The sequence below is a fragment of the Ohtaekwangia sp. genome, from assembly GCF_036786105.1.
GTDB lineage: Bacteria > Bacteroidota > Bacteroidia > Cytophagales > Cyclobacteriaceae > Ohtaekwangia.
Genome location: NZ_DAIQRQ010000066.1, coordinates 1 through 22377, shown reverse-complemented (window position 1 = coordinate 22377; position 22377 = coordinate 1). Strand labels below are relative to the sequence as shown.

General features: G+C 43.4%; 17 protein-coding genes. 6 read left to right on the top strand and 11 right to left on the bottom strand.

Features of this window, described 5'->3' with window-relative positions; genetic code table 11:
- Window positions 1–66: 66 nt before the first annotated feature.
- From V7Q33_RS19930 to V7Q33_RS19920, 3 genes are all read right to left on the bottom strand, one after another.
- Entirely contained in the window at window positions 67–1068 is a 1002-nt protein-coding gene (locus V7Q33_RS19930) for an SMP-30/gluconolactonase/LRE family protein (RefSeq protein ID WP_331975188.1), read from the bottom strand.
- Between the two features lie 204 nt (window positions 1069–1272).
- Window positions 1273–2829 (bottom strand): SusD/RagB family nutrient-binding outer membrane lipoprotein, encoded by a 1557-nt coding sequence (locus tag V7Q33_RS19925; protein WP_333821015.1) that lies wholly within the window; start codon window positions 2827–2829, stop codon window positions 1273–1275.
- Window positions 2829–6089: a SusC/RagA family TonB-linked outer membrane protein gene (locus tag V7Q33_RS19920; protein ID WP_333821014.1), complete on the bottom strand. Its 3261-nt coding sequence runs from the start codon at window positions 6087–6089 to the stop codon at window positions 2829–2831. Before V7Q33_RS19920 ends, V7Q33_RS19925 begins: the two co-directional genes overlap by 1 nt.
- Window positions 6090–6562: 473 nt before the next feature.
- On the opposite strand from V7Q33_RS19920, the gene V7Q33_RS19915 reads away from it, so the two are divergent.
- From V7Q33_RS19915 to V7Q33_RS19895, 5 genes are all read left to right on the top strand, one after another.
- The gene (locus tag V7Q33_RS19915; RefSeq protein WP_331975183.1) at window positions 6563–7120 is read left to right on the top strand and encodes an alpha/beta fold hydrolase; all 558 of its coding nucleotides are present in this window, start codon (window positions 6563–6565) and stop codon (window positions 7118–7120) included.
- 117 nt (window positions 7121–7237) lie between these two features.
- Window positions 7238–7849: a dihydrofolate reductase family protein gene (locus V7Q33_RS19910; protein ID WP_331975181.1), complete on the top strand. Its 612-nt coding sequence runs from the start codon at window positions 7238–7240 to the stop codon at window positions 7847–7849.
- 101 nt (window positions 7850–7950) lie between these two features.
- Complete coding sequence (locus V7Q33_RS19905; RefSeq protein ID WP_331975179.1) at window positions 7951–8271, top strand: ArsR/SmtB family transcription factor; 321 nt, start codon at window positions 7951–7953, stop codon at window positions 8269–8271.
- Window positions 8268–8780, top strand: coding sequence for an SRPBCC family protein (locus V7Q33_RS19900; RefSeq protein ID WP_333821013.1), 513 nt, complete (start codon window positions 8268–8270; stop codon window positions 8778–8780). Before V7Q33_RS19905 ends, V7Q33_RS19900 begins: the two co-directional genes overlap by 4 nt.
- A 261-nt stretch (window positions 8781–9041) precedes the next feature.
- Window positions 9042–9470, top strand: a complete 429-nt coding sequence (locus V7Q33_RS19895; protein WP_331975175.1) for a VOC family protein — start codon at window positions 9042–9044, stop codon at window positions 9468–9470.
- A 196-nt stretch (window positions 9471–9666) separates the two neighbouring features.
- Here V7Q33_RS19895 and V7Q33_RS19890 read toward each other — a convergent pair whose 3' ends face one another.
- The 5 genes from V7Q33_RS19890 to V7Q33_RS19870 form a co-directional block, all read right to left on the bottom strand.
- The gene (locus V7Q33_RS19890) at window positions 9667–14508 is read right to left on the bottom strand and encodes a DNA repair ATPase (RefSeq protein WP_333821012.1); all 4842 of its coding nucleotides are present in this window, start codon (window positions 14506–14508) and stop codon (window positions 9667–9669) included.
- Between the two features lie 127 nt (window positions 14509–14635).
- Window positions 14636–16663, bottom strand: coding sequence for a flotillin family protein (locus V7Q33_RS19885; protein WP_331975171.1), 2028 nt, complete (start codon window positions 16661–16663; stop codon window positions 14636–14638).
- Window positions 16664–16721: 58 nt separating this feature from the next.
- Entirely contained in the window at window positions 16722–17402 is a 681-nt protein-coding gene (locus V7Q33_RS19880; protein ID WP_331975169.1) for a hypothetical protein, read from the bottom strand.
- Window positions 17403–17427: 25 nt separating this feature from the next.
- A complete protein-coding gene (locus tag V7Q33_RS19875) occupies window positions 17428–18126 on the bottom strand; it encodes a PspA/IM30 family protein (RefSeq protein ID WP_331975167.1) in 699 nt (232 codons plus the stop codon).
- Between the two features lie 40 nt (window positions 18127–18166).
- The gene (locus V7Q33_RS19870; protein ID WP_331975165.1) at window positions 18167–18559 is read right to left on the bottom strand and encodes a YbjN domain-containing protein; all 393 of its coding nucleotides are present in this window, start codon (window positions 18557–18559) and stop codon (window positions 18167–18169) included.
- Window positions 18560–18663: 104 nt separating this feature from the next.
- Here V7Q33_RS19870 and V7Q33_RS19865 point away from each other — a divergent pair, with 104 nt between their 5' ends.
- Window positions 18664–19338, top strand: a complete 675-nt coding sequence (locus tag V7Q33_RS19865; protein ID WP_333821011.1) for a helix-turn-helix domain-containing protein — start codon at window positions 18664–18666, stop codon at window positions 19336–19338.
- A gap of 448 nt (window positions 19339–19786) precedes the next feature.
- On the opposite strand, the gene V7Q33_RS19860 is transcribed toward V7Q33_RS19865, so the two are convergent.
- The 3 genes from V7Q33_RS19860 to V7Q33_RS19850 form a co-directional block, all read right to left on the bottom strand.
- A complete protein-coding gene (locus V7Q33_RS19860) occupies window positions 19787–20533 on the bottom strand; it encodes a carboxypeptidase-like regulatory domain-containing protein (protein WP_333821010.1) in 747 nt (248 codons plus the stop codon).
- A 461-nt stretch (window positions 20534–20994) separates the two neighbouring features.
- A complete protein-coding gene (locus V7Q33_RS19855) occupies window positions 20995–21447 on the bottom strand; it encodes a hypothetical protein (protein ID WP_333821009.1) in 453 nt (150 codons plus the stop codon).
- A 177-nt stretch (window positions 21448–21624) separates the two neighbouring features.
- Entirely contained in the window at window positions 21625–22158 is a 534-nt protein-coding gene (locus tag V7Q33_RS19850; protein ID WP_333821008.1) for a hypothetical protein, read from the bottom strand.
- Between the last annotated feature and the right edge of the window lie 219 nt (window positions 22159–22377).

The following is a 22377-nucleotide window of genomic DNA, read 5'->3' as shown; positions in this document are numbered from 1 at the left end:
AAAGATTTGCATTACACACGCAACGTGCTTCCAATACTATACGGTGAAGGATTCTATACAAGTTCTTTAGAATTTTTCCACACCCGTTACATTCATTTTTAATGCATTTACTTTATCCACCGGACCGGTAATGAAAAGTGTTTTCTCATCCGCACCACCGAATACATTATTCGTTGCACCGCCCCCGGTAAATATTCTGACCAGTTCCTTTCCATTCGGATCAACAACCACTACACCAAAGCCGTTGCTGATGTATATATTTCCGCGATTGTCCATCGACATTCCATCGCCACCGATGTCGGTAAATTTCTTCATGTTGGAAAGCGATCCATCAGCGTTAATGTCAAATACCCACGTGCCACCCATGTTGTCGCCAGCCCATTTGTTCACATATAGTTTTTTTCCATCGGGTGTACCTACCACACCATTCGGCCACGAGTCTGCATCCCATTCAGATTGTGTAGTGACTCTCACCAGTTCTTTGCTTCCTGGAGCGAGATAATAAACATGTCCACCTTTACCTTCATCTGCCTGTTCGGAATAGGTAGGCGGCCAGTTGGGATTGTTCGTTTTGCGCGGATCATCTTCGTCCCAATAGCCGCGCGGAAATATAGGGTCTGTTATATACATGCCACCGGTTACCGGGTTAATCCACACATCGTTGGGTCCATTCAGGAGCTTGCCGTTATAGTTATCAACCAATACTTCGTGACTGCCGTTTGGTGCTATCTTCCATACTTCTCCATGCATATCCGCACATGCAATGAGATAGCCGTCTTTATCGAAAGCCATTCCATTCGCACGGCCCGTTCCCTGCAGGAAGGGAGTTATAGCACTACTTGTGGCATCCCATTTATAGATGATGTCATTGGGTTGATCAGTAAAAAAGACGTTTCCATTTTTATCAACAGCAGGGCCTTCTGTGAATGAGTATCCGCTACCTAAATTGACGAGCTGTGCATCCGTGGCAATCAGTCCCTGGTTACTGTCACTTTTATCATCCGAGCACGAAGCCAATGCCCATAGCACCGGCATTACGAGGTAAATGAGGAGACTATTTCTTTTCATGTTATTTCTGTTTATTGATTATAATTTTTTCAGGTTTCATTAGCGACTTTCGTTCATACACATGAACAATGATATATATAGTCACAACCTATTCACATTCCGGGAAGGGTACGAAGGAAAGGCAACTGAAAACTCAGTCGCCTTTACACACCCATTATTTAACCAAACATCAAACCGGGTATATATAAATACTACCAGCTGATTCTATTGTTTGTCCCAGAAAACACGGGAGAGTAAATTATCGCCACCCATAGCCGCCACACCGCCTGCATAGCTTTTTGCATTGGCGGCAGCTTCTCTGTCGGGGAACGACATTCTCCTGGCAAACCCTCCGTTAAGTTTATTATTGAAGAGATTGGGACTTAACTCCGGGTAGCCGGTTCGTCTGAAATTTGCAAATGCTTCTGTACCATTTCTAAGATTCACAATCCAGTACTGGGTGTTGATCAAGGCAAGCGCATCGGTATCATTGTATGCAACTCCCGGATCAGCGAGGTACGCTGTAATTTCATCTTCCGGGATGGCCGTTGTCTGCGGGTAAAGTATATATACCGCCATGTCTGCCCGGATCGCATTTTCATAATAGGTTTTCGCGTCACCATCAACCCAGCCTCGCACAGCAGCTTCGGCCAGCAGTAAAGAAGTTTGTGCATACGTTACATAAAAATCGGGCGCAGTGGGTGACGCTACTTTCCAGATGTTCATCTGCGAATAGTTCAATCCTGCGCCGCGACTTCCCCTATACGGACCGTTGGGATCTGATAGTTGCGTACTGGTGATGCCTACCGGAACACCAAACTGATCGGCCAGGTCGGTGTCGGGATCAGTGTCTGTCACAACGGAACCGGGGTCATCGAATGTGGCGAGAATAAATTTTCCGCGTGGATCGTTCGTTGACTTCAACTGGTTTACAAACGGCTCTGCAGCATAGTTAAACTGTGAAAAATTTCGCAGGTTGTTATTCTCTGCCTGCACAGCTCCCGTTCCATATTTAACATAGGCATTGTCTGCATTCGAAGTCATAACGCCACCGGCTACAGCTTCCTTTACTATACTTTCTGCTTTCGATGGATTTACTTTGGAGTAACGCATTCCCAATCGCAGCAACAATGAATTACCCAGTTTCTTCCACTGCGCAACCTGGGCCGCTGCACTGCCCGCGGGACTCGCACTATTTTTTCCGTAGAAAAGATCATCAGGAACATAGTCGGCATTGGGATCAAGCGCTTTCAAAGCTTCCGTAAGCTCTTTATGCAAGTCTTCATAAATTACTTCATCATCATCGTAGGCAGGAAAAAATTCACTGGCCGTCACAGCCTTTCCGGCATTGAAATACGGAACGTCTCCATACTCATCTACCAACCCCATAAATACCTGCGCCTTCCAGATGCGGATCATGCTCAGCAGGTTAACACGTTCTGTATTTTCTCCTAATAAAGTGATGGCCTGCACCATGTTTCGAATGGGCCCGGGATAGGATTGATCCCACTTGGGATTATTGATCAAATCAATGTCTTCATTGAAATTGAAGCCGAGGTTTGCTCCGGTGTTATACGGACAAACAAATTGCTGCACAATGGTATGCTCTGCAGCCCAGGTGCCCAGGTGTGTGCGCTCTGCGCCTGCAAAAAGAAGTGCGGGGTCTACATCCGTTACAGCATACGGATTCGTGTTTACATCAACGAAATCCTGATCGCATGAGCCACCCAGTAAAATCGCTGCAGAGAGAAGTATATAGTTCTTTATGTTTTTCATAGTCATCAGAATCTGGCGTTTAAAGTAATGTTGTAATTACGCGTGGTAGGAAGCGATGCGTTTTCATATCCGGCTCTGAAGTCGCCCGAAGATTGGATCGCTTCAGGATCGAGTCCGGGAAGATCCTTGTAAAGAATTGCCACATTGCGGCAGGCTGCTGTCAGTGTAAGTCCTTTGATAAATTTGAATGTCGGTATATTCTGCAAGGCACTTGTAAAATTATAGGACACTGAAATGTTTCGGAGCTTCACAAAATCTGATTTGAAAATAAAGGGATCGCCAATTTGTTTGTTGCGATAATCGGCATAGAAGCTTTGCAGATCGGTAACAACCGATGTATTGGGTTCGCCTGAACTTTCGTACACTGCAGGAAATGTTATCCCGTTCTCTCCCTCGCGTCTGCCTTCCAGTGACAACTTCGAGTGGCCCTGTCTCAACATGTTGAGGTGTGTTGAAGACAGTACTGTTCCTCCAAACTTATAGTCGATGTGTACTCCGATAGTAAAGTTTTTATACCGGATGGTGTTGTTCCATCCTCCAACATATTTTGGAATAGAGCTTCCCACAGGTAAAAAGCCATTTGTTTTTTCAGCACCCGGTGTAGCACTCGTAGTCTCCAGCAGGCGACCATTATTATCGACTACAATTTGTCCCTTATCGTTTCTTCTATAGGTTCTCGTATACAATTGGTTCATGGGGAGTCCTTCGGTATACTGTATTTCTCCCAGAAACTCGTTACCGGTGCCATTGAAGTAAATCAGCGTGATGGTTCCGCTCTCGTTGCCAACATCAAGTACTTTGGTAGCCAGGTAAGCATTGTTCCACGATGTAGTCCAGCTGAAATTTCCTGCCTGCACCGGTGTTACTTCGATCAAACTTTCCAAACCGCGATTTCGCAGCGATGCTTTGTTTTGTCGTGAGTTATCGTACCCGGAAGCATTGGAGATGGTTACATCCAGAATTTGATTTGTGGTTACTTTATCAAACGCCCCCACGTCCAGCATTACTTTGTTGTTGAACAGCCTGAGTTCAAGACCGATTTCTTTTTCAGTAACGGTGAAAGGTTGCAGTGATTGATTCGGCGCAAAGGTGCCGCTTACCCCTGCCGTTGTCTGGCCATTGAATGGAGGGTTGATTGCATAGGTCAATACGTTGTCGTAAGGATTCACACCGTTGGCACTGCCTACCTGGGCCCACGATGCCCTCAACTTACCATACGAAAGCCATTGCTGATTTTCGAGCAGCTCAGAGAAAATAAAGCTGCCGGATACAGATGGATAAAATACACTGTTGTGTTTAGGATTCAACACTGAGAACCAGTCTTGCCTGCCGGTGAAATTAACGAACGCTATACCGTTATACCCAAACTCGGCCCAGCCATAGAGGGAGTTAATCCGGGTTCGGTTAAATCCATAGGGAACAAAGCCTTGCTGGTTTGCGTCCGGCTCGTTGAGCCAGGTGATCGTACCGTTCTTTAACGAGTAAAGATTGGGAACTGTAAAGCTCCTGGCATACTGTGCATTTCTCTGGAATTGTGTTCTCCACGTGTTACCGCCAAAGCTCGCATCAACAGAAAACTTTCCAAATTCTTTGTTACCACCTACCAGAAAGTCTGCGTTGATGTCAGACGTTTCATCCTGTTGTATATCGTAGCGGCCCCTATATTTACCAAACTCATCAATGGTTGTTGTAGCGCCTGATCCATTGAGTTGATTCCACTCCGTGAAACTGGAACCGCGATCAAAGTTGTAGCGGCCCTGTACATATAGCCAGTTGGTGAGTTGATAGCGTAGCGTTGCTGTGGCCAGAAGATGATCTCGTGTGTCGCGAAAGTATTGCCCTTTTTGAATTTGATAGTATGGATTATTAATCGTTCCGAGAAAACCGTTCGTCCGTAGCTCGGCACCGGTTACAGGATCAACAGCACTCTCTTTGAATGCTTCAAGCGGTGTAGATATAGACATCCGTCCGAAAAAATTTATAGCGCCATCACCCTGTGTACCGATTTGCGGAGGGTTAATGTTCTCCTCTTTGGAATAGTTGATATTCATCTGAAGCTTGAGCTTGTCGGTAATATTTTGATTTATACCCACGTTGAAGATCTTCTTCTTATACTCGTTGGTTGGTACAATACCTTTTGCATTTGTGTTTGAAAAGGAAACACGGAAACTTCCCTTGGCACCGCCACCCGAAAGCCCCAGTGTATTCGTCCAGTTTGTTCCGGTTTGCAGGAAGTGAAACAGTCGATCTTTATAAGCAGAGTACGGTCGCATAACACCGTCAAAGTTGATGGTGGGTGCGCCATCCAGTCGCTCACCAAAACCAAACTGGCCATTGCTCTGTGCTTCTCCCTGCGTTTTTGGTCTTACACCGCCACGCCCTGCACCGTATTCTGTTTGTGTAATCTCACCAAGGTAATTCAGCGCATGCGAGCTGGTAAAGCTGGATGTATAGTCTATACCTATCCCCTGATTTTTGCTTCCTGATTTTGTTGTGATAATAACGGCACCATTGGCTGCGCGTGCACCGTAAATAGCAGCCGCTGTGGAGCCTTTGAGCACCGTCATGGATTCAATATCATCCGGATTTATACCCTGCAGATTGTCGCCCCGGTCGCGCTGATTTACCTGGCCATTTCCATTCGCGCCACGCGCGCCCTGGTCCATGGGTAAACCATTGATTACAATAAGGGGTGCATTATTCGCACCGGCAAACGCAGCCTGGCCGCGCAAGCGAATCTGCATACTTGAACCTGCACCCGCAGCAGGAGGTGTAATGTTCAGGCCGGCTACTTTACCTTCCAGCGACTCCATGACATTGGTAGTGCGGTTGGCAAGAAGCTCGTCCGTTTTTACGGATGTTACCGAGTAGCCAAGTTTCTTTGATTCTTTCTTAACACCCAGCGCAGTAATAACAACTTCATCCAATGCCTGCACATCTGCCGCGAGCGTAACATTCATAACGGTTTGCCCATTTACAGCTACTTCCTGTGTTTTAAAACCTATAAAGGAAAAGACGAGTACAGCATCGTTGGCCACTCCTCCCAGCGAAAATCTTCCCTCTACATCGGTAACCGTTCCTTCTGTAGATCCGCGCACAAGTACATTTACCCCGGGCAAAGGAGTCTTGCTTTCGTCAAGAACCTGCCCGGTAATGGTTTGTTGTTGTGGAAGAACGTTGAATAAAATCCTTCCGCTTCCGGCACACGCATCGATGCATACCAATAATGTTAGCATGCCAAATAACAGTGCATAGAGTTTTCTCATAGAGTGTTTGGTTAGTGATGGTGATGTTTAGTTTTCGAATTGCCACTTCCCAAAGGCTTTAAGTGTAGCCATGACAATTATGATCGAAGTTGACTAAACTTCTTTCCCCAGACTTCCAATTAAAGCCGGTGAAGATTTTTGCACACGTTTGCAACAGAGGTATTCGGCTTGTGATGGCTGCTAACGGTATAGTTTGAGCTGTTGCTGCCTTGCATGATGATGCGGAGGGTGTGATAGAGTTTTGTGCTTTTGGCTTTCGCTGGGGAACTTCAGGAAAAGATTTAAAAAAGCTGAAACCGGCGGTGACGCAGGTGTCACAACAAGGTTCAATTTTTTCCTGTCTGCAACAAGAATGAGGCGTGAAAGTATAGGTTAATCGGTTGCTCTTTGCCTCTATAGTCTTTTGCACCGGCAGTAATTCGATTGCCGATTGAATGTAAAGACTACATTTTGAAACTATAAATGACTATAGCATGAAAAAACATTTGATATTTTTCCACGGTGGCGATTCGAAAGAGGATTATGAAGCGGATGCCAAACTTGTAGCTTCACTGAAAGCAAATTTAGGTTCAGCGTATTCCATTCACTACCCGCTATTGTCGAACAATGGAACACCGGATCTCGGCAGACGCGAACAGATCAGCCGCGAAATATCGGCGAGCGAAGACCATGTTATCCTGGTTGGTCACTCCTTGGGAGCTTCGATGTTGCTGGTGTGCTTGTCAGAAATAACGATCAACAGAAAAATTACAGGTATATTTCTTTTAGCACCACCGTTCTGGAACAGAAATGAAGACTGGGCCAAAGCTTTTAAACTGAAACCCGATTTTGCAGAACACCTCGACAGGAAAATACCTTTATATTTTTATCACTGTGTTGATGACGATATTGCACCTTTCTCACACATGACCGTTTACAGGCAGCACCTTCCCTGGGCTACCTTTCGTGAAATTCCCACCGGCGGTCATCAACTTAACAATGATCTTACGCTTGTCGCTAATGATATTAAGTCATTAGCATCTGCCGGATAATCGCTGTCGTATTCAGCCCTCATATTGTCGTATTTATACAGCACCGATATAGCCTTTGTTCGCGAGCTTTGTATCGTGCACAAACAATTTTTACATTACTAAAACAAAGGAAATAATATGAGAAGAATAATTGTAATATCGATGATTACACTGGATGGCGTGATGCAGGCTCCCGGTGGACCCAAGGAAGATACATCTGGTGGTTTCAAATATGGCGGCTGGACTGCGCCCTATAGTGATGAAGTATTTGGCAAAGAGATGCAGGAAGAACTAAAGCAGGCCGACTATCTTTTGGGAAGAAAAACATATAAGCTCTGGGCAGGCTACTGGCCCGAACATGGAGACTTCTGGCCAGGTATAAATGAAGGCTATAAATATGTGTTCTCCAAAAACATGAAGAAGTCAGACCCTATAGTTACCGGTTGGAAAAACTCTGTAGTACTCAAAACTGTAGCCGATATCAAAAAGCTCAAAAATTCAAAAGGCTCCGATATTCAGGTGTGGGGAAGCAGTGAACTCATTCAATTGCTGTTGAAGAATGATCTTGTAGACGAACTCAAACTCAAGATTTACCCGTTGACGTTGGGTAAAGGAAAGAAGCTCTTTAATAAAGGAGCTATTCCTGCAGCGTTTACCCTTACAAAGAGTATTGTTACTCCCAGCGGAGTGATCATTGCCAGCTACAAACGAGCCGGAAAAGTGAAGACGGGCGATGTAGTGTCTTCGTGATTGGCCTGAAACTTTAAACTAAAAAATTTTTGTCGTTTACTTTGTGCAACCAGATAATTGCACATATATTTGCAATCACTTAGTTGCACATAAATATGGAAGTGAGACGAGATGTTTTTCAGGCAATAGCCGACCCGACAAGAAGAGCTATTTTGGTATTGATAGCAGCTCAGGCAATGACACCCAATGCCATTGCAGAAGAATTTCATACCAGCAGGCAGGCGGTTTCCAAACACATTCAGGTTCTTACCGAATGCGCGTTGGTAAAGCAAGAGCAGAGAGGAAGGGAAATTTATTATTCACTTGAAATTGACAAAATGAAAGAGATCGACAAATGGCTAAGCCAATTCAGAAAAATTTGGGAAGCCCGATTCAATCAACTTAATGAAGTATTATCAACCATGAAAAAACAAAGAAAATGAACAACACTGCGCTATTTGATTTCACCGTTGACAAAACAGCAAAAACGGTATCCATAAATATGGAATTTGATGCTGACCCCTCGCTCGTATGGGATGCTTTTACAGTACCGGAAATACTGGATCAGTGGTGGGCTCCCAAGCCCTATATATCAAGAACAAAATACATGGACTTCAAAGTTGGCGGCCAGAGGTTCTATGCCATGGTAAGCCCTGAAGGACAAGAGCGATGGTCTATTCAGCGATATACTTCCATTACGCCAAAAACGAATTTCAAAATATTCAACTGTTTTGCAGACAAGGATGAAAATCCTCAACTGCCGGGTTCTGACTGGGATCTCAATTTCAGCGAACACGAAGGTCCTGATGGCTCGCGTGGAACACTCGTCAGCATCAGCGTTTACAATGAATCGCTTGAACGCATGGAAAGTTTGCTTGAAGGCTTCAAACTCGGAATGGCTGCAACACTCGAAAGCCTGAAAAACCTGTTGGCAACATTATCCAAAAAATGATTTACGTTTTCAAAACTTCTGTCAAAACAAAACATGAGGTAAAAAAACTCAAGCCGCATATCGATTCGTTATTGCCAACTGAAAAATGGAATTTCGACCTCGAAGACTGCGACAGGATTTTGCGTATTGACAGCGAAGAAAATATAGTTTTGAAAATTACAGGTTTACTAAGCATCTACAAATTTCACTGCGAAGAATTGGAATAACGCTTCCCTCCTATAGCTTTAGCGAAGGCCGGAATCAAAAACAACTATATAAATTATGGCACACATCAATCCCTATATTCACTTCAACGGAAATGCCGAGGAAGCATTTACATTTTACAAATCAGTATTCGGAGGAGAGTTCGCTAAAATTATGCGTTACAAAGACATATCGAGTGCTGAATATCCGATTCCTGAAAATGATGCCCATAGAGTTATGCACATTGCCTTGCCCATCGGTAAAGGCAGTGTATTACTGGGTAGTGACGTCCTGGGGGCTATGGGACGTGTAAGCGAAAACGACAACCGGAATACAATTTCTATCAGTGCAGAAAGTCGTGAGGAAGCTGATAAATTATTTCATGGACTTTCAGCAGGTGGAACCGTTGAAATGCCAATGGCTGACGGTCCTTTCGGTGCATACTTTGGGATGTTTGCAGACCAGTATGGTGTTCAATGGATGGTAGATTTCACGCCAAAAAAATAAGTACAGAAAGTAATTCATAAAAGAAATAAACGCCTGACATCCGATGGTGAGATTATTCTGAATCATCATGTCAGGCGTTTTTCTGTTGCTCTGAAAATCGCCAGGTTTGGTGTATCCCAAATTACGGCCGTTGCGCACAGGCTGATGTTTAACCTTGACGGGTATATATATCTTCAGCATCACCGGATTGCATCGGTCACCGATCGCCCTTGATGGCTTTGGCAATGGCCTCCAGATGGTCGTTAAACGAACTTAACTGTATCAGCATCTGGCCAGATGTATCGCTTTCACTCAGCATCCCGAATTTGTTATTCTTCACGAAGATTTCTTTGATCTGCTTCCAGCGTCTTCCCTCCTGCTCGGTAAGGAAACCGGCAATCTCTTTTAGCCGAAGTAAATTAGCTTCTGCATCCGATGTTAATGTTTGAGATTCACCTTCATAGTGAGAAAGAATCAACGTGTTTACTTCCTCAGGATTCATAAGCGGCACAACTTTACCGGCCATCTTATTCATATTCCTGTAAGAGCCTTGTAACTTAAAAGCAGGCTCTGTACGGTATGCATCTTTCATGGCTGCACTCGCTATATATTGTTGATTCACAAGCATCACGATATCGCGGATGCGGGCTATATTTCTGACTACCGCTACAGCGTCATCAATTTCCTGTCCGTTGTAATTCCCTTCGAGTTCCGGAAGCAGATCGCTGTTTGTTTCCACATAACGGATGAGTTTATACAGATCATCAAAACTGCGGTTACTGATGCGCTGCAAATAGCGATTTTCTGCCACACAGTTTTCGATCAGGCTGAGCCTGAACAGTTGATCAGAGCTGCCGATTACATCACCGAGGTTGTAAACATCGGCACGGTTCGCCAACATATCCGGAATTTTAAATTGCTCGCCACTCTCTGTATACGGGTTGCCGGCCATCACTACACAGAAACGTTTTCCACGCAGATCGTAGGTTTTGCTTTCACCTTCAAAGATGCCATCCATTTTTCGCTGACCATCGGCAAGCGATATAAACTTTTGCAGAAACTCTGCACTGCAATGCTGAATGTCGTCAATATAGAGCATTACATTATCGGCCATCTCAAACGAGAGGTTTATCTTTTTAAGCTCTGCGCGTGCACCGGAAGTGGTTGCCTCCTGTGGATCAATCGATGTAATGCTGTGCCCGATGGTCGGACCGTTAATCTTCACAAAATGAAGTCCCATCGTTTTTGCCAGGTATTCCATTAACGTTGTTTTACCATAGCCGGGAGGCGATACCAATAGCAACATACCCATGCGTGCCGTGCGCTTGTCATCGCCTGCCGCACCGATCTGTTTTGCCAGGTTTGCTCCTATCAACGGGAAGTATACTTCGTTAATCAGACGATTACGAACAAACGAGCTTAACACTTTCGGTTCAAGTTCGCTGATCTTCAGCTGCTGGCGATACTCCTGTATCAATTGTTCTTTAACCTGGTTGAAGGAAGTGAATGCCGGCACCACGGTATCAAAATAGCGGCGCATCTTCTTCATAAACTGGTGAAAGTTTACTATATATTTTCCTTCACCCTGTATCACCGTATGCGTGCCTTTTAATCCGGCAAGCTCAATCGTATCTGCTGCTACCCTTTCCTTGTAAGCATGATCTTTAAAGAGAAGCAGGCAAGCTGTTTCATCTATATATTGTCTGTCGGCTGCAACTGTTCCGGTTTGCAGAAACGCATGCAGCCAGCTTTGAACGATATAGAATCGCTCTGCCGCATCGAAACCGGTATTATTTACCTCCTGCAGAAACAACGCTGTTCTTCTTTGCGCCTGTAAATATTCATCAAATGCTTTTTTAAGATGTAGCGCCTGCTGGCTGCATGTAAAGTGTTTGGCAACCGAAAGTTCGGAGTATAAATACTGTGCAACCTCATTGGCATCTACCGATTCGTATGCAACCCCGGCCTGCAGGAATCGCGATGACAATTCACTTTCTACAAAACCGGCACGTTTACTTTGCGGAAAACTTTCCTGTATAGAATAAGCGGCAGTAATTAACTGCTGAAGCTTGTTGACGGAGGCTTCATCCAGCGCAAACCAGAATCGTTGCGCCGCTACCCGCACAGCAGGAGAAAACTGTAGTATACCTAATTCTGTCTGAAGTTTCTTTAGCCCCTGGTAGATGGCTATAGCATCTGTATTATGAACACCTTTGAGGTAAGCCGCGGCGTAGTCCCGCTCTGTTCTGTCATTCAGAAAAGTTTCAAAGTTCCAGGGTTCATGCTGCTGCAGACTTTCCAGGTAAGTCTGGTAAGCGAGGTATTCAGAACGGTATATCTCTGCATTCTCCGAAATCAGTTCCTGTTCCCAGATAGCCCGGTGCTGATACAGCGCTTCAGCCGTTACCTGCTTATAGAAGCTGGTTCCCAAAAGATGAAAGTATAAATTCTCATTTTTGCGAACGATCGTGAGATCGAGCACTTGCTTATTGACAATGAACTTGTAATTACCGAGTGCAATTATATTCTGACCATCAACAAAAAGATCAGTCTTGTCTTTGAGATTTCGCAAGGCCGTTTCCTGTGCAACTTTTACCAGGTTCTCCAGGTTCTCTGCTTTCGCTACATCGCCCAGGTCTTTTAACTCATCCATCAGGTTACGCACCTTGTCCACCATCAGGTCGGTAGAAAAAAATGCGTAGATGCTTTCCTTATCGTTAAATGACTGTGCTTTATTTTCAATGTTCTTCAGAACCCGCAAACCGATCTGCTCCAATGCCGTTGTGCGCTTGTTCAGTTGAGCGATCAGCATTTCTTTTTTACCATTGAAGGCTTTGATCACCTCGTCACGCTTATCGGCAATCCTGACTATAAATTCATCAAAGTCGGCAAACCTGCTTTCGAGTTCTTCCACCTGTATACTTACTTTGGTGAAATACTCTTCGCACTTTTCAGGTGACGTGGAAAGGTCGAGAAAGTTTACAATGCTTTGATCGAGCAGCGTTAGTTGCGCATAAAACTGGCCTGTGGATTCCTGAGCTTTCAGTGCTGTGGTGATGCGTACCAGTTCCGCTTTTACCTCATTCAGTGCTGCGAAGATCAGCGAGATCTTTTCAACAATACGCGTAGTCTGTGTAGTGTCTTCAATTTTCAGGCTGTTCAGAATATCAATAAGCATTTCCAGCCCCGTGGAAATTTCTTTTATATTTTGCTCAACCGGCTGGGCATCGATCACTTTGGTAACACCGGCTGCCGCCTTCTTCAGGTCAGCAACCCTGGCTTCATACGGAGCAAGCGCTTCATCTTTCAGCAAGAACTGAACGGTATCTTGTGAAAGTGAGCTATTGTATTGTGCCAGTGTCTCCTTTAATGCATTCACCGCATTACTATCGATATAGCGAATGTTCTGCAGATCGATAACAGCACCTTGCATGCTCCGTGTAGCTGCCAGAAGATTTACCAGCTGATCCAGTGATGTAATGGTAGCACCTTTTACATCGACCACCAGTTGATCAACCCGCTTTTGCATGGCCGCAAGATGGTCTTTTGCATGCTGGCGCTGCGACTGCACTTTTGCAAATTCATCGATAGCCGTATTGGCTATATTTCGTATCTGCGTCAGCGGAGTGGCAAGATCGAACGTGCCATTATCTTTTAACCAGAAATAAGAGTCAACAATATCGCCGGCACGTTTATATATATCTTCGTAAAGATCTTCGTAGGTATCTTCTTTCTGTAAGAGTTGTATCACCTCCTGGCTTTCGCTCATCGCGCTCACAATATCTTTGTTGCCGATCTTATACAGCACGTTGTTACTCATCGCTGTATTTTCCTGGAGCGTAGCAGTATAGGGCGTTTGCCAGATTTGCACCTGATGGTGCCTTACCGCTTCACTTTCCGATCGGAAATAAACCAGCATGCCATCGTTAAACACAGTAAAGCCGTTGCAGATGATCGGTGTCTCTACATGTTGGGCAATCATGTTGTATGACATCAACACATACGTATTGGTCAGTTTCTGGTAGAATATATATAAGAAGTCCTCGCCGTTGGGAGAAGCAATACTGCTGCTGAATTCGAGGTCCGGTATATTCAGATCGAATATCTTGTGTTCCCCACTCTGCAAATAATAGCCGTTCGGAAATACAATTCCCTGGTTGTCGGGCAGCAGAACGCCTGCATCAAGTAATGTGTTAACCGGAAGAACCTGCTTGGTGCGTACATTGAAAATATAGGCGCGAAAGTTTTCTCCATACGGCTTTATCTTGATAGGTATCAGGTTTCCAAGGTCTGCATAATGATATTCGGCATCATCCAGTTGTTGATCTTTATTCAATACCGGCTCAGAATATATACCTCTCCCCGAATCGGTGTTGTTCTCAATCTTTATGGTAATATCGCCATGAACGGCTTCTATAAATACTTTATCCAGGATGGAGATATGCGGATGGACACCCAGCCTGCGATTGCTGAGATCGGTCTTAACCCAATCGAACTCGTGCTGCGGTGCACGCTTCACTTCATGAACACTTCGGTCATCAATATATACCAGCTTCTCGTCTTTGATCAACCACTTAAAAGCCTTTCGGTCGTCAGGACTTTTGCTGGTTTGAAAGATCATATATACATAGTTCTCCGTCTTGACAAACTTTGCAAAGATCGAATCCCTGTAGTACTTGTAAAGATTGCTGAAGTCTGTAATAAAATTTTCGTCCTCAATCAGCGTAAGCGGCTCGGGTGTAAAATGATTGCCGTTAAACTTATAGATGCAGAAAACATCGCTGAGCTTGATATTTTCACGCAAACCAAAATGAACGTTATACCCGAAGAGAGTAAGATCGCCAAAGGCCATGATGCCACGTGCCACGCCGCTGTTAACCGTAGTGATGCGTTGGTTGCCGGCCAATTGAAAACCGGTTGAATTGAATATTTCCTTGCGTGCATTATTCAGCTTCGCCAGCCTTTCCTGCAAATTCAACCGTTGTTCTTCCAGGCGCTTCCGGATGATCTCATACGTTCCGGAATCCAATATAGTATTTGTGCTTTCAGTACCTGCCATTACAAAAAAGATAAACGCTGATGAACATCACACATCCGTGTAAATTACTCCCCGATCGCCAGAACCGGAACTCTCATCAAGTCCGATTCGTGCGTTATTGATCGCTGCTTCGCCCGTGCAAGACGTATTACAGCTTCCTGTTGGATAATCCCAAACTGCTTGCCAGGTTGGCCAGGTTGATCAATGATGAACGATCTTCATCAGAGCTTTTCTGCTGCATCTTCAGAATCAGACTGGAAATGGTCAGGTTCTTAATGTCATTGGATGTTATACTATACTTCGATGCAAAATCACGGATGCGATCCAACAGGTCGCCTCCCTTTTCTCCGTCACCGAGCAGCGCCGTTTTGAGTTGCGTTGCGTTCTCGCTTTCGTTAATCAAACGATCGAAGCCTTTTGCATTTGAAATCTGGTTAACTATATTCTGGAAGAACATAGTCTCACCACCCACGATATCAATCTTTGTTGACTTCAACGCCTCGCCCAATACTGCGGCCTGTGCCTCGGCAATCTGCGTTTGCGTGTTGATCTGCGCGAGCGCTATATCTCTTTCCTTGGCGAGCAACAACTTGAACTCTTCGTGATCTTTTCCTACACCATCCAGCTTCTTCATGGCTTCCGCCTTCTCCTGGATACCGGCCGCTTCTGCCAGCGCCTTTTCTTTTGTTACTTCAGCTTCCGTTAAACCTTCTTTGCGTTTTGCTTCGGCAACCTTCTCAATGACGGTAGCATTCACTATACCTTGTCTCTCGGCTGCCTCTGCTTTCGCCATCATAACCTCTGCTTCAGAAAGACCCTTCGTGGCTTCTTCACGTGCCTGAGCTTCCGCCAGTATTTTACGCGCTTCGGCTTGTTTCACTGCGGCTTCTTTCTTGGCATCAGCATCAATAATCAATTGCTTGGCTTTTTCTTCGGCAGCTTTCTTCTCTGCCTCTGCAGCCTTCACTGTATAGATCAGTTTTTCTTCCGCCTGCTGACTTGCCTGTGTTATACCTACTGTTTTAGTACGCTCCACCTCGCGGAAAGCTTCCAGGTCTTTTACACTCTGCTGTTCCTCTACCACACCCTTTTCAAGACGAACGCGATCACGAATAACATCCTGTATATTCTTACGCTCAATCTCCACGGTTTTCTCTTTTTCAATTTGCGCCAGTGTTACAATCTTCTCCCGTTCGGTAGCTTCCAGGGCGCGGTCTTTTTCAACACGCTCGGTCTCTACTGCATCGGTGCGCTGTTTGTTCTTTTCAGCAATGATGATCTGGCGTTGTTTGTTTTCTTCCTGCACAGCAAGCGACTCGTCTGTTTTGATGCGAACCGTTTCTGCGCGTAATCTTTCTTCTTCCCGCACTTTGGCTATCTCAGCCCGCTCACGGGCACGCACATTCTCAATCTCTCTAAACTGCTTCTCTTCTTTCTCAGCCATCTGACGTTCCAGCTCGAGTATAGCTTCACGCGCTTCAACGTTCTGCTTCTTGATAACTTTCTCTTCTTCACGCTTGATGAGGTTGGCTTTTATATTCTGCTCCGCAGTAAGCTCCGTAATTTTTTTGATACCCTGTGAGTCAAGAATGTTCTGCGCACTTAAAAACTTTATCTGTGTTTGCTCAAGATAATCGATAGCACAGTCATCCAGAATATAACCATTAAGGTCGGTGCCAATGATATTCAGAATTTCGGTTCTGAACTCGCGGCGTGCTTCATATAGCTCGATGAAGTCGAATTTCTTGCCAACGGTTTTTAGCGCCTCCGAGAATTTTGCCTCGAAAAGATTGCGAAGTGTCTCTACATCGCTCGCACGTTCTGTGCCAATGATCTGCGCTACATTTAACACATCATCTACATTCTTGTTTACGCGAACAAAGAATGCCACTTTAATATCTGCACGGATATTGTCTTTGCAAATAAGACCTTCGCTTTCCAGACGGTCGATCTGTAATTTCTTTACCGAGATATCCATGATCTCCATTCTGTGAAGAATCGGAATCACATACATACCCTTGTTAAAAGCGACTTTACCACCGCCAACGCCGGTACGAACAATCGCTTTACCATGCGGAATCTTTTTGTAAAAGTTCGCAAATGCAAACAGGATAATAAAAATAAAGAACACAATTCCACCGATCAGCAATAAGCCGATGCTGCTAAGTACGCCCATAGTAGGTAGATTTTAAGGTTAGTGTTAGTTTAAAGGTATAGTTATGAATATAGTATAATCAAACAATGTTGGAAAGATTGACCTCCGGCACCACCAGGTAAAATTTCTTGTCTGCCGATTCATCTGCAATCATTATCTCAGCATCGTAATGAATAGATTCACCGGTTTTACTTTTTACATTGATGCGAATAATGTCACTTTGTATTTTTACTTCTGCAGCGCCGATCATGTTACCCGAAATTGTACTTCTCATTCTGCCGGTTCGTCCCAGCAGTTCCTGTGGCTCTTCTCCGTTGTAGCCCATCGCATCATATACTTTGATCAGCGGTTTTGTTGCATAGCGTGTTATCAGGTAAGCAACAAAAAATACGGGAACAAGAATGAACACAGATTTCCAGCCCCAGCCGCTCAACCCCAGCAGCACAGAAGAGGTTAAGGTTACAATCCAGGCAATGAATTTAAAAACAGAATATACCACCATGAATGGCACCTTGCCGATGTTGACAAATTCCAGGGCTTTCTGAAAAAACGATTTGTCTGCTGCTGCATCCTCTGCATCGCCATCCACATCGGTATCCAGGTCCGTTCCATGCACATCAACGTCTGTGTCAATGTCGGAATCTCCAAACAAATCGCCTGCAATAAACGTGGTTATCCAATAGATAGCCGTTATGCCTGTAAGAACAGTCATGATCGCGTTGCTCAGCGGGTGAAAAAGCAGGTGTGTTATACTTGGCATGGCTCGATAGAGTATTCTCCGGTTACTATATACCTAATTTTTCCTTGATCGCCTGAAGATCTTTTTCAATCGACAATGAATCATCTTTCAGCAGGCTGTCCAGTTCTTCTTTCAGACTGCTTTTATCGCGGCCTATCTCGCCATAGGCTTTTGCCAGTGCTTCCTGGTCTTCCACTTTCGCTTTCATCCGCTCCAGCATTGTAATGGTGCCGTTGTTGTCGAGCTGCGCCATTTGTTTGTTTACCTGCACCGTGGCATGGCTCACTTTTACACGGGCTCTCAACGTGCGCAACTCTTTTTCCCATTTATCAAGATTCTCTTTGAGAATCTCAGTATTGCGCAGCATGTCTCTCGAAGATTGCTGCAAAGCCACTACCTGCAAGCCAAGCTCCTCCGATTCTACATAGTATTTTTTACGGAGCGATAATGCCTCACGCGCAAGCTCTTCAGCCTTGATCATATCCACCTGGCCGGTCTGCGCTTTTTGCATAATCAATATAGCTTTTTCCGCATAATTTCTCGACTCCTGCTGGTAGTAAAGCTGTTCATTTTCAGTGCGTATGGCCAATGCTTTTACCTTGGCATAAGCCTCTGTCGCTTCGGCAAGATCCACACGCAATTCGCGAAGACCTTGCTCCGTCATTTTAACAGGATCTTCCATTTTATCAACCGCGGCATGGATCTCAGCCTGCCCTATTCTTAAAAGTCTTTTGAAAATATTCATGACTGATAATTTTTATGGTTCATAAACAATCGTAGTCCATCTATAACTTTGAGAAATCAATGATCTGTTGCGAGAACTCACTCAGCAATAATCCGAGCGAGTTTAAGGCACTTTCAAATTCATTAAAGTCTATATTCTGAAGCTGCATGGTATAGCGAAACAGCACACGGTTTCCTTCTTCATTAATAACAAAGGCTCCGTGAATCGTATCGCGGTTCTTTTGCAGCAACTTTTTGAACATATCAAGATTGTCTTCCCGGAAGGAGAAGAGAAACTGTTCCATAATCAGTATAGGAGGTGCAATGCCCAGAATCAGGTTATGGATACCATCGGGCTGGTTATCGATCTTAAGAATGCCGCTTTGCTCATTTTTATAGAGAATTCTGCAATTCAGCCGCAGTGCGAAATCTTCGATGGTCTCAATAGTATTCATGAGCATTAGCGTCTTGCTGTCTGAACAAACTTAGGCATAACTTTCCACAATTGCAAAAAATATTAGCATTGTGATAAATAGAATTACAACTATATTTGATGATCATGACAAAGATAGGCGCAAACATTAAAAAGATCAGAACAGCTAAAGGTCTGAGTCAGCAGGCATTTGCAGACTTGTTTGCGCTAACGAGGGGCAATATCTCCTCCTACGAAGAAAACCGGGCCGAACCGAGGATTGAAACGGTGATACAGATTGCCAATTATTTTAGCATTCCGCTGAATCAATTTGTTGAACAGAATCTTTCCATCCACGAGATATTGAAGTATAACGGCGATAAGTTGATTGAGGATGAAAAACACATCATCAATCTTCAACTCCGGCAGATTCCGTTTATCAATGACGCCATCTATATAAAATGCTGTTACCAGGAATTGTTGTTCAATGACTGGGATAGTTTTCCGAAGTTGATTTTACCGGAAGTTAATCACCACAACATGCTGGCGTTGAGTTTCAATCCGAATATACCCCACCACGAGTCGCTTCCGCAATATCAAATGAATGACGTATTGATCTTTGAAGAAGTAACGCAGCAAAACATTCACCTCTGTCAAAACAAGACAGGTCTTTTTACTTCCGAGCATGAGATCATGATCGGACAGTATGAAATGAAAGATGAAAAAATTGATCTCGTGCTAAACGATTTCAAAAGAGAACGATTCGACTTCAAGCTTACCCAAAGATTCTGGAAGCTGTTTGCACTATATCAGCATGTATGATGAAAATAGCCGCGAGCCACTAGCTGCCAGCTACTGGATGTAATTGTGAGTGGGTGTTTTGACTTCGCCATTCGTTGGTCTACGTTCCTTGTTCAAGATTCAAAAATTCAGCTTGTATTTAATCTGTGCTTATCTGTGAGTTCTGTGGGAACCCAAATGTATTTGCTCTCAAAACTAAAACCGGAAATGCCAATTCTGTATAGTCACTTTAGTGGTCCAGCTACTGGATGTAATTGTGAGTGGGTGTTTTGACTTCGCCATTCGTTGGTCTACGTTCCTTGTTCAAGATTCAAAAATTCAGCTTGTATTTAATCTGTGCTTATCTGTGAGTTCTGTGGGAACCCAAATGTATTTGCTCTCAAAACTAAAACCGGAAATGCCAATTCTATATAGTCAAATCAATTATTACCCTTAAAACTCTTGATTTGTAGTCTTTAACAAGGGGGCGTCAATCGGTTAGTTTTCTTCGCCAATATTTGGTTGGTCCGTAAGTCACCAGTAATCGGAATGTTTGCGGGACTGGTTCGCCATACTGTTTCGCCGGCACCCATTTAGGGATTACCGTTAAAACTCTTTTTAACTCCTGGCATGCCCCACTTAAACTATCCGTCAGGCATTTCACATCGCTGTAATCGCCAGTTTTATCAATTGTAAACTCCAAGTCGATTGTTCCGGATTTATTCGCTTTCAATTCCTCGATTGGAAACTGAAAGGCATTTCCAAAAAACTCCTTAAAAGCAAATTGAAGTCCACCTTCATAAGGAAAGTCAGCATAGGCTTCAACAACAACCATAGAGTCCTGTAGATTTAGGTTTCTCTCTGGCATCCGTTTAAAATCATTTGGGTTAAACTTATTAGGATATTGTGTGAGGTCAATGTCCTGAAGTTTAAAGCTGCCCCTTTCGAGAGAAACAATAAATGAGGACACATTTACAGGTATTTCGATAATTCCTGTCTCATAGGAAACATGAGATATGACTAATTGTTTCTCATTCGTTAATACTCTCACCCTGCAAAAGCCTAGTACATTTGTAGGAGTCCCTTTTGTTGTTCCTGACACAACAACATTGGCATTCTTTATTGGCTTCATAGTCATTGCATCCACTACCCTCACGGTAATATCCGCATTTTGCCCATTTACAAGATTTGTCAATCCAAGCAGTAGTAAAAAGAAAAGTCTCATGTGTGCTTCCAAAGTCGTCAAAGTATATATTTATGAAGATGGCTTACAAACTTGCCCATTTTAAAAAAGTTTTAACAGCTACTCGGTCTTTTTCGTGAATTTATAACGCTGTCCACCCTCTTCTTCTTCCCAAACATATATAAGATTTGTCTCTAGACAAGAGAGCTGTGGTTGTAAATGTTTGCAAGTCAGGTAATGAGGTAAACATAAAACTTAGTTGTGCATCTCGATTATTAGTGACCTCAAAATCACTTGCTACGGCAACACCCAACAACAGCTTGAAGTGCGCAGGGTAATTAACTACTTCTCTTTAGTCTTTACGTAGTATACACTTTCTGAATATCGAAGTTTAACCTGCCCTGCTTCTGTAACTTGCCACAAGGAAAGTCACAAGTTATGCTTCGCTAAACTTGCGACAGTAGGGATAGCAAGAACAAACCAGTATATTTTTCTGAATCACAAATTTCATTTAGTTAGTTTCTTGAATCAACCACAATAAATTTATATTCAAAAGGGAACGTCATCGTATCATACGTTAGGGTACCACTGAAATGATACATTCCTACGCTATCCGGTTTATAAACATAATCTAGTACTCGCCTTTTTCCCTCGCTCTCAAAACTTTTGACCTCCGGTTGCTCCAATCTTACTATTATCTTCCTTTTTGACACTTTCGATTTTATCTCAGCTTTAAAAGTATCCCCCATAAGTACCGTATCATGTTGGATACCAATTTGAAAATCGAGGGAATCATATGAGTATTCGTATTTATAAACAGCTACTACACTATCCCCCTTGTAAACATATACAACTTCACCGTTTATGCTGGTCACCGGTTGAGGTGTTCCAAATCCCTTGCTTTCTTCTATTTTTTTTACGCATGACGTTAAAACAACAAGCCATATGAGCAAATACTTTGATTTCATATTAATCGATTTGTTTGATAGGTTTCATAATATATCTTCCATTCTTGTACATACGCTCATAAATATATTCAGGTTCGCCATAGTGAAAGTGAAAGCTTCCCTTAGTTGTTAGCATCTAAAAGTATAGATTTTCGAGTGGAATTGTGACGCATTGTCACTGACATCAGCTCAAAAATTTTACTCTATTATCAATGTCACCTGATTGGATTTAAGGCAACCTAAAAACAAATTCGCATTCTCCGCTTTAGTATCTTTTAAAATCTGCTCTTTACCCAGAAACTCTTTCACAAAGTTCCCCGCACGGTAATATATATAGATATAATATTTACCCTTCTGAAGCCTAAAACCCTCTTGTTTAAGGTTTACATGAAAGTCTATAGTTTCTGATTGGGTAGATTTTAAGGAAACAGTGTTTCTAATCCATTGATCATTCAGTTTTAAAGTAGCATTTCTTAAAGAATCTTGTGTGAATGGAATGCCGTAGCTAGTATCAGATACCACATGTGGAACTCCTTTTTTATTTTGATATAGAATAATCAAATTCATACGAGCACCAAAGTTTTCTCCGTCATTACAATCTACTTCATCGAGAAATCCGGCTTCTATAGATTTAAAATTGTAAAGCAAGTAATTCTGTTTTGAATTATTACCTACGTTGACGGATAAGTTTAAGGATTGCGATCCTTCTTTTATAGCGATCACTTCGTTCATAATCCTTAGTTTGATATCCTCATTTTGTAAATACTGTTTTTTAACTTGGGCGCTACAGTTAATAAACAAAACTAGGAAAGTGATAAAACAATAGGTACGCATCATTCTTTAATAATATTACCAAGAGGATAATTAGGTGGAAGTAATTTACGGTATGATTCGGCACGTTACCTGCAGCGGCTTTCCAAGATGGAAAACTTATCATAAAGATATAAGCAT

What these genes read in the sequence shown, in the direction of transcription:
- V7Q33_RS19925 (WP_333821015.1), bottom strand. Translation starts at nt 2,829, where the DNA reads ATGACTATGAAAAACATAAAGAACTATATACTTCTCTCTGCAGCGATT.
- V7Q33_RS19900 (WP_333821013.1), top strand. Translation starts at nt 8,268, where the DNA reads ATGAACAACACTGCGCTATTTGATTTCACCGTTGACAAAACAGCAAAA.
- V7Q33_RS19895 (WP_331975175.1), top strand. Translation starts at nt 9,042, where the DNA reads ATGGCACACATCAATCCCTATATTCACTTCAACGGAAATGCCGAGGAA.
- V7Q33_RS19875 (WP_331975167.1), bottom strand. Translation starts at nt 18,126, where the DNA reads ATGAATATTTTCAAAAGACTTTTAAGAATAGGGCAGGCTGAGATCCAT.
- V7Q33_RS19910 (WP_331975181.1), top strand. Translation starts at nt 7,238, where the DNA reads ATGAGAAGAATAATTGTAATATCGATGATTACACTGGATGGCGTGATG.
- V7Q33_RS19880 (WP_331975169.1), bottom strand. Translation starts at nt 17,402, where the DNA reads ATGCCAAGTATAACACACCTGCTTTTTCACCCGCTGAGCAACGCGATC.
- V7Q33_RS19920 (WP_333821014.1), bottom strand. Translation starts at nt 6,089, where the DNA reads ATGAGAAAACTCTATGCACTGTTATTTGGCATGCTAACATTATTGGTA.
- V7Q33_RS19885 (WP_331975171.1), bottom strand. Translation starts at nt 16,663, where the DNA reads ATGGGCGTACTTAGCAGCATCGGCTTATTGCTGATCGGTGGAATTGTG.
- V7Q33_RS19890 (WP_333821012.1), bottom strand. Translation starts at nt 14,508, where the DNA reads ATGGCAGGTACTGAAAGCACAAATACTATATTGGATTCCGGAACGTAT.
- V7Q33_RS19915 (WP_331975183.1), top strand. Translation starts at nt 6,563, where the DNA reads ATGAAAAAACATTTGATATTTTTCCACGGTGGCGATTCGAAAGAGGAT.
- V7Q33_RS19870 (WP_331975165.1), bottom strand. Translation starts at nt 18,559, where the DNA reads ATGAATACTATTGAGACCATCGAAGATTTCGCACTGCGGCTGAATTGC.
- V7Q33_RS19930 (WP_331975188.1), bottom strand. Translation starts at nt 1,068, where the DNA reads ATGAAAAGAAATAGTCTCCTCATTTACCTCGTAATGCCGGTGCTATGG.
- V7Q33_RS19855 (WP_333821009.1), bottom strand. Translation starts at nt 21,447, where the DNA reads ATGAAATCAAAGTATTTGCTCATATGGCTTGTTGTTTTAACGTCATGC.
- V7Q33_RS19850 (WP_333821008.1), bottom strand. Translation starts at nt 22,158, where the DNA reads ATGAACGAAGTGATCGCTATAAAAGAAGGATCGCAATCCTTAAACTTA.
- V7Q33_RS19865 (WP_333821011.1), top strand. Translation starts at nt 18,664, where the DNA reads ATGACAAAGATAGGCGCAAACATTAAAAAGATCAGAACAGCTAAAGGT.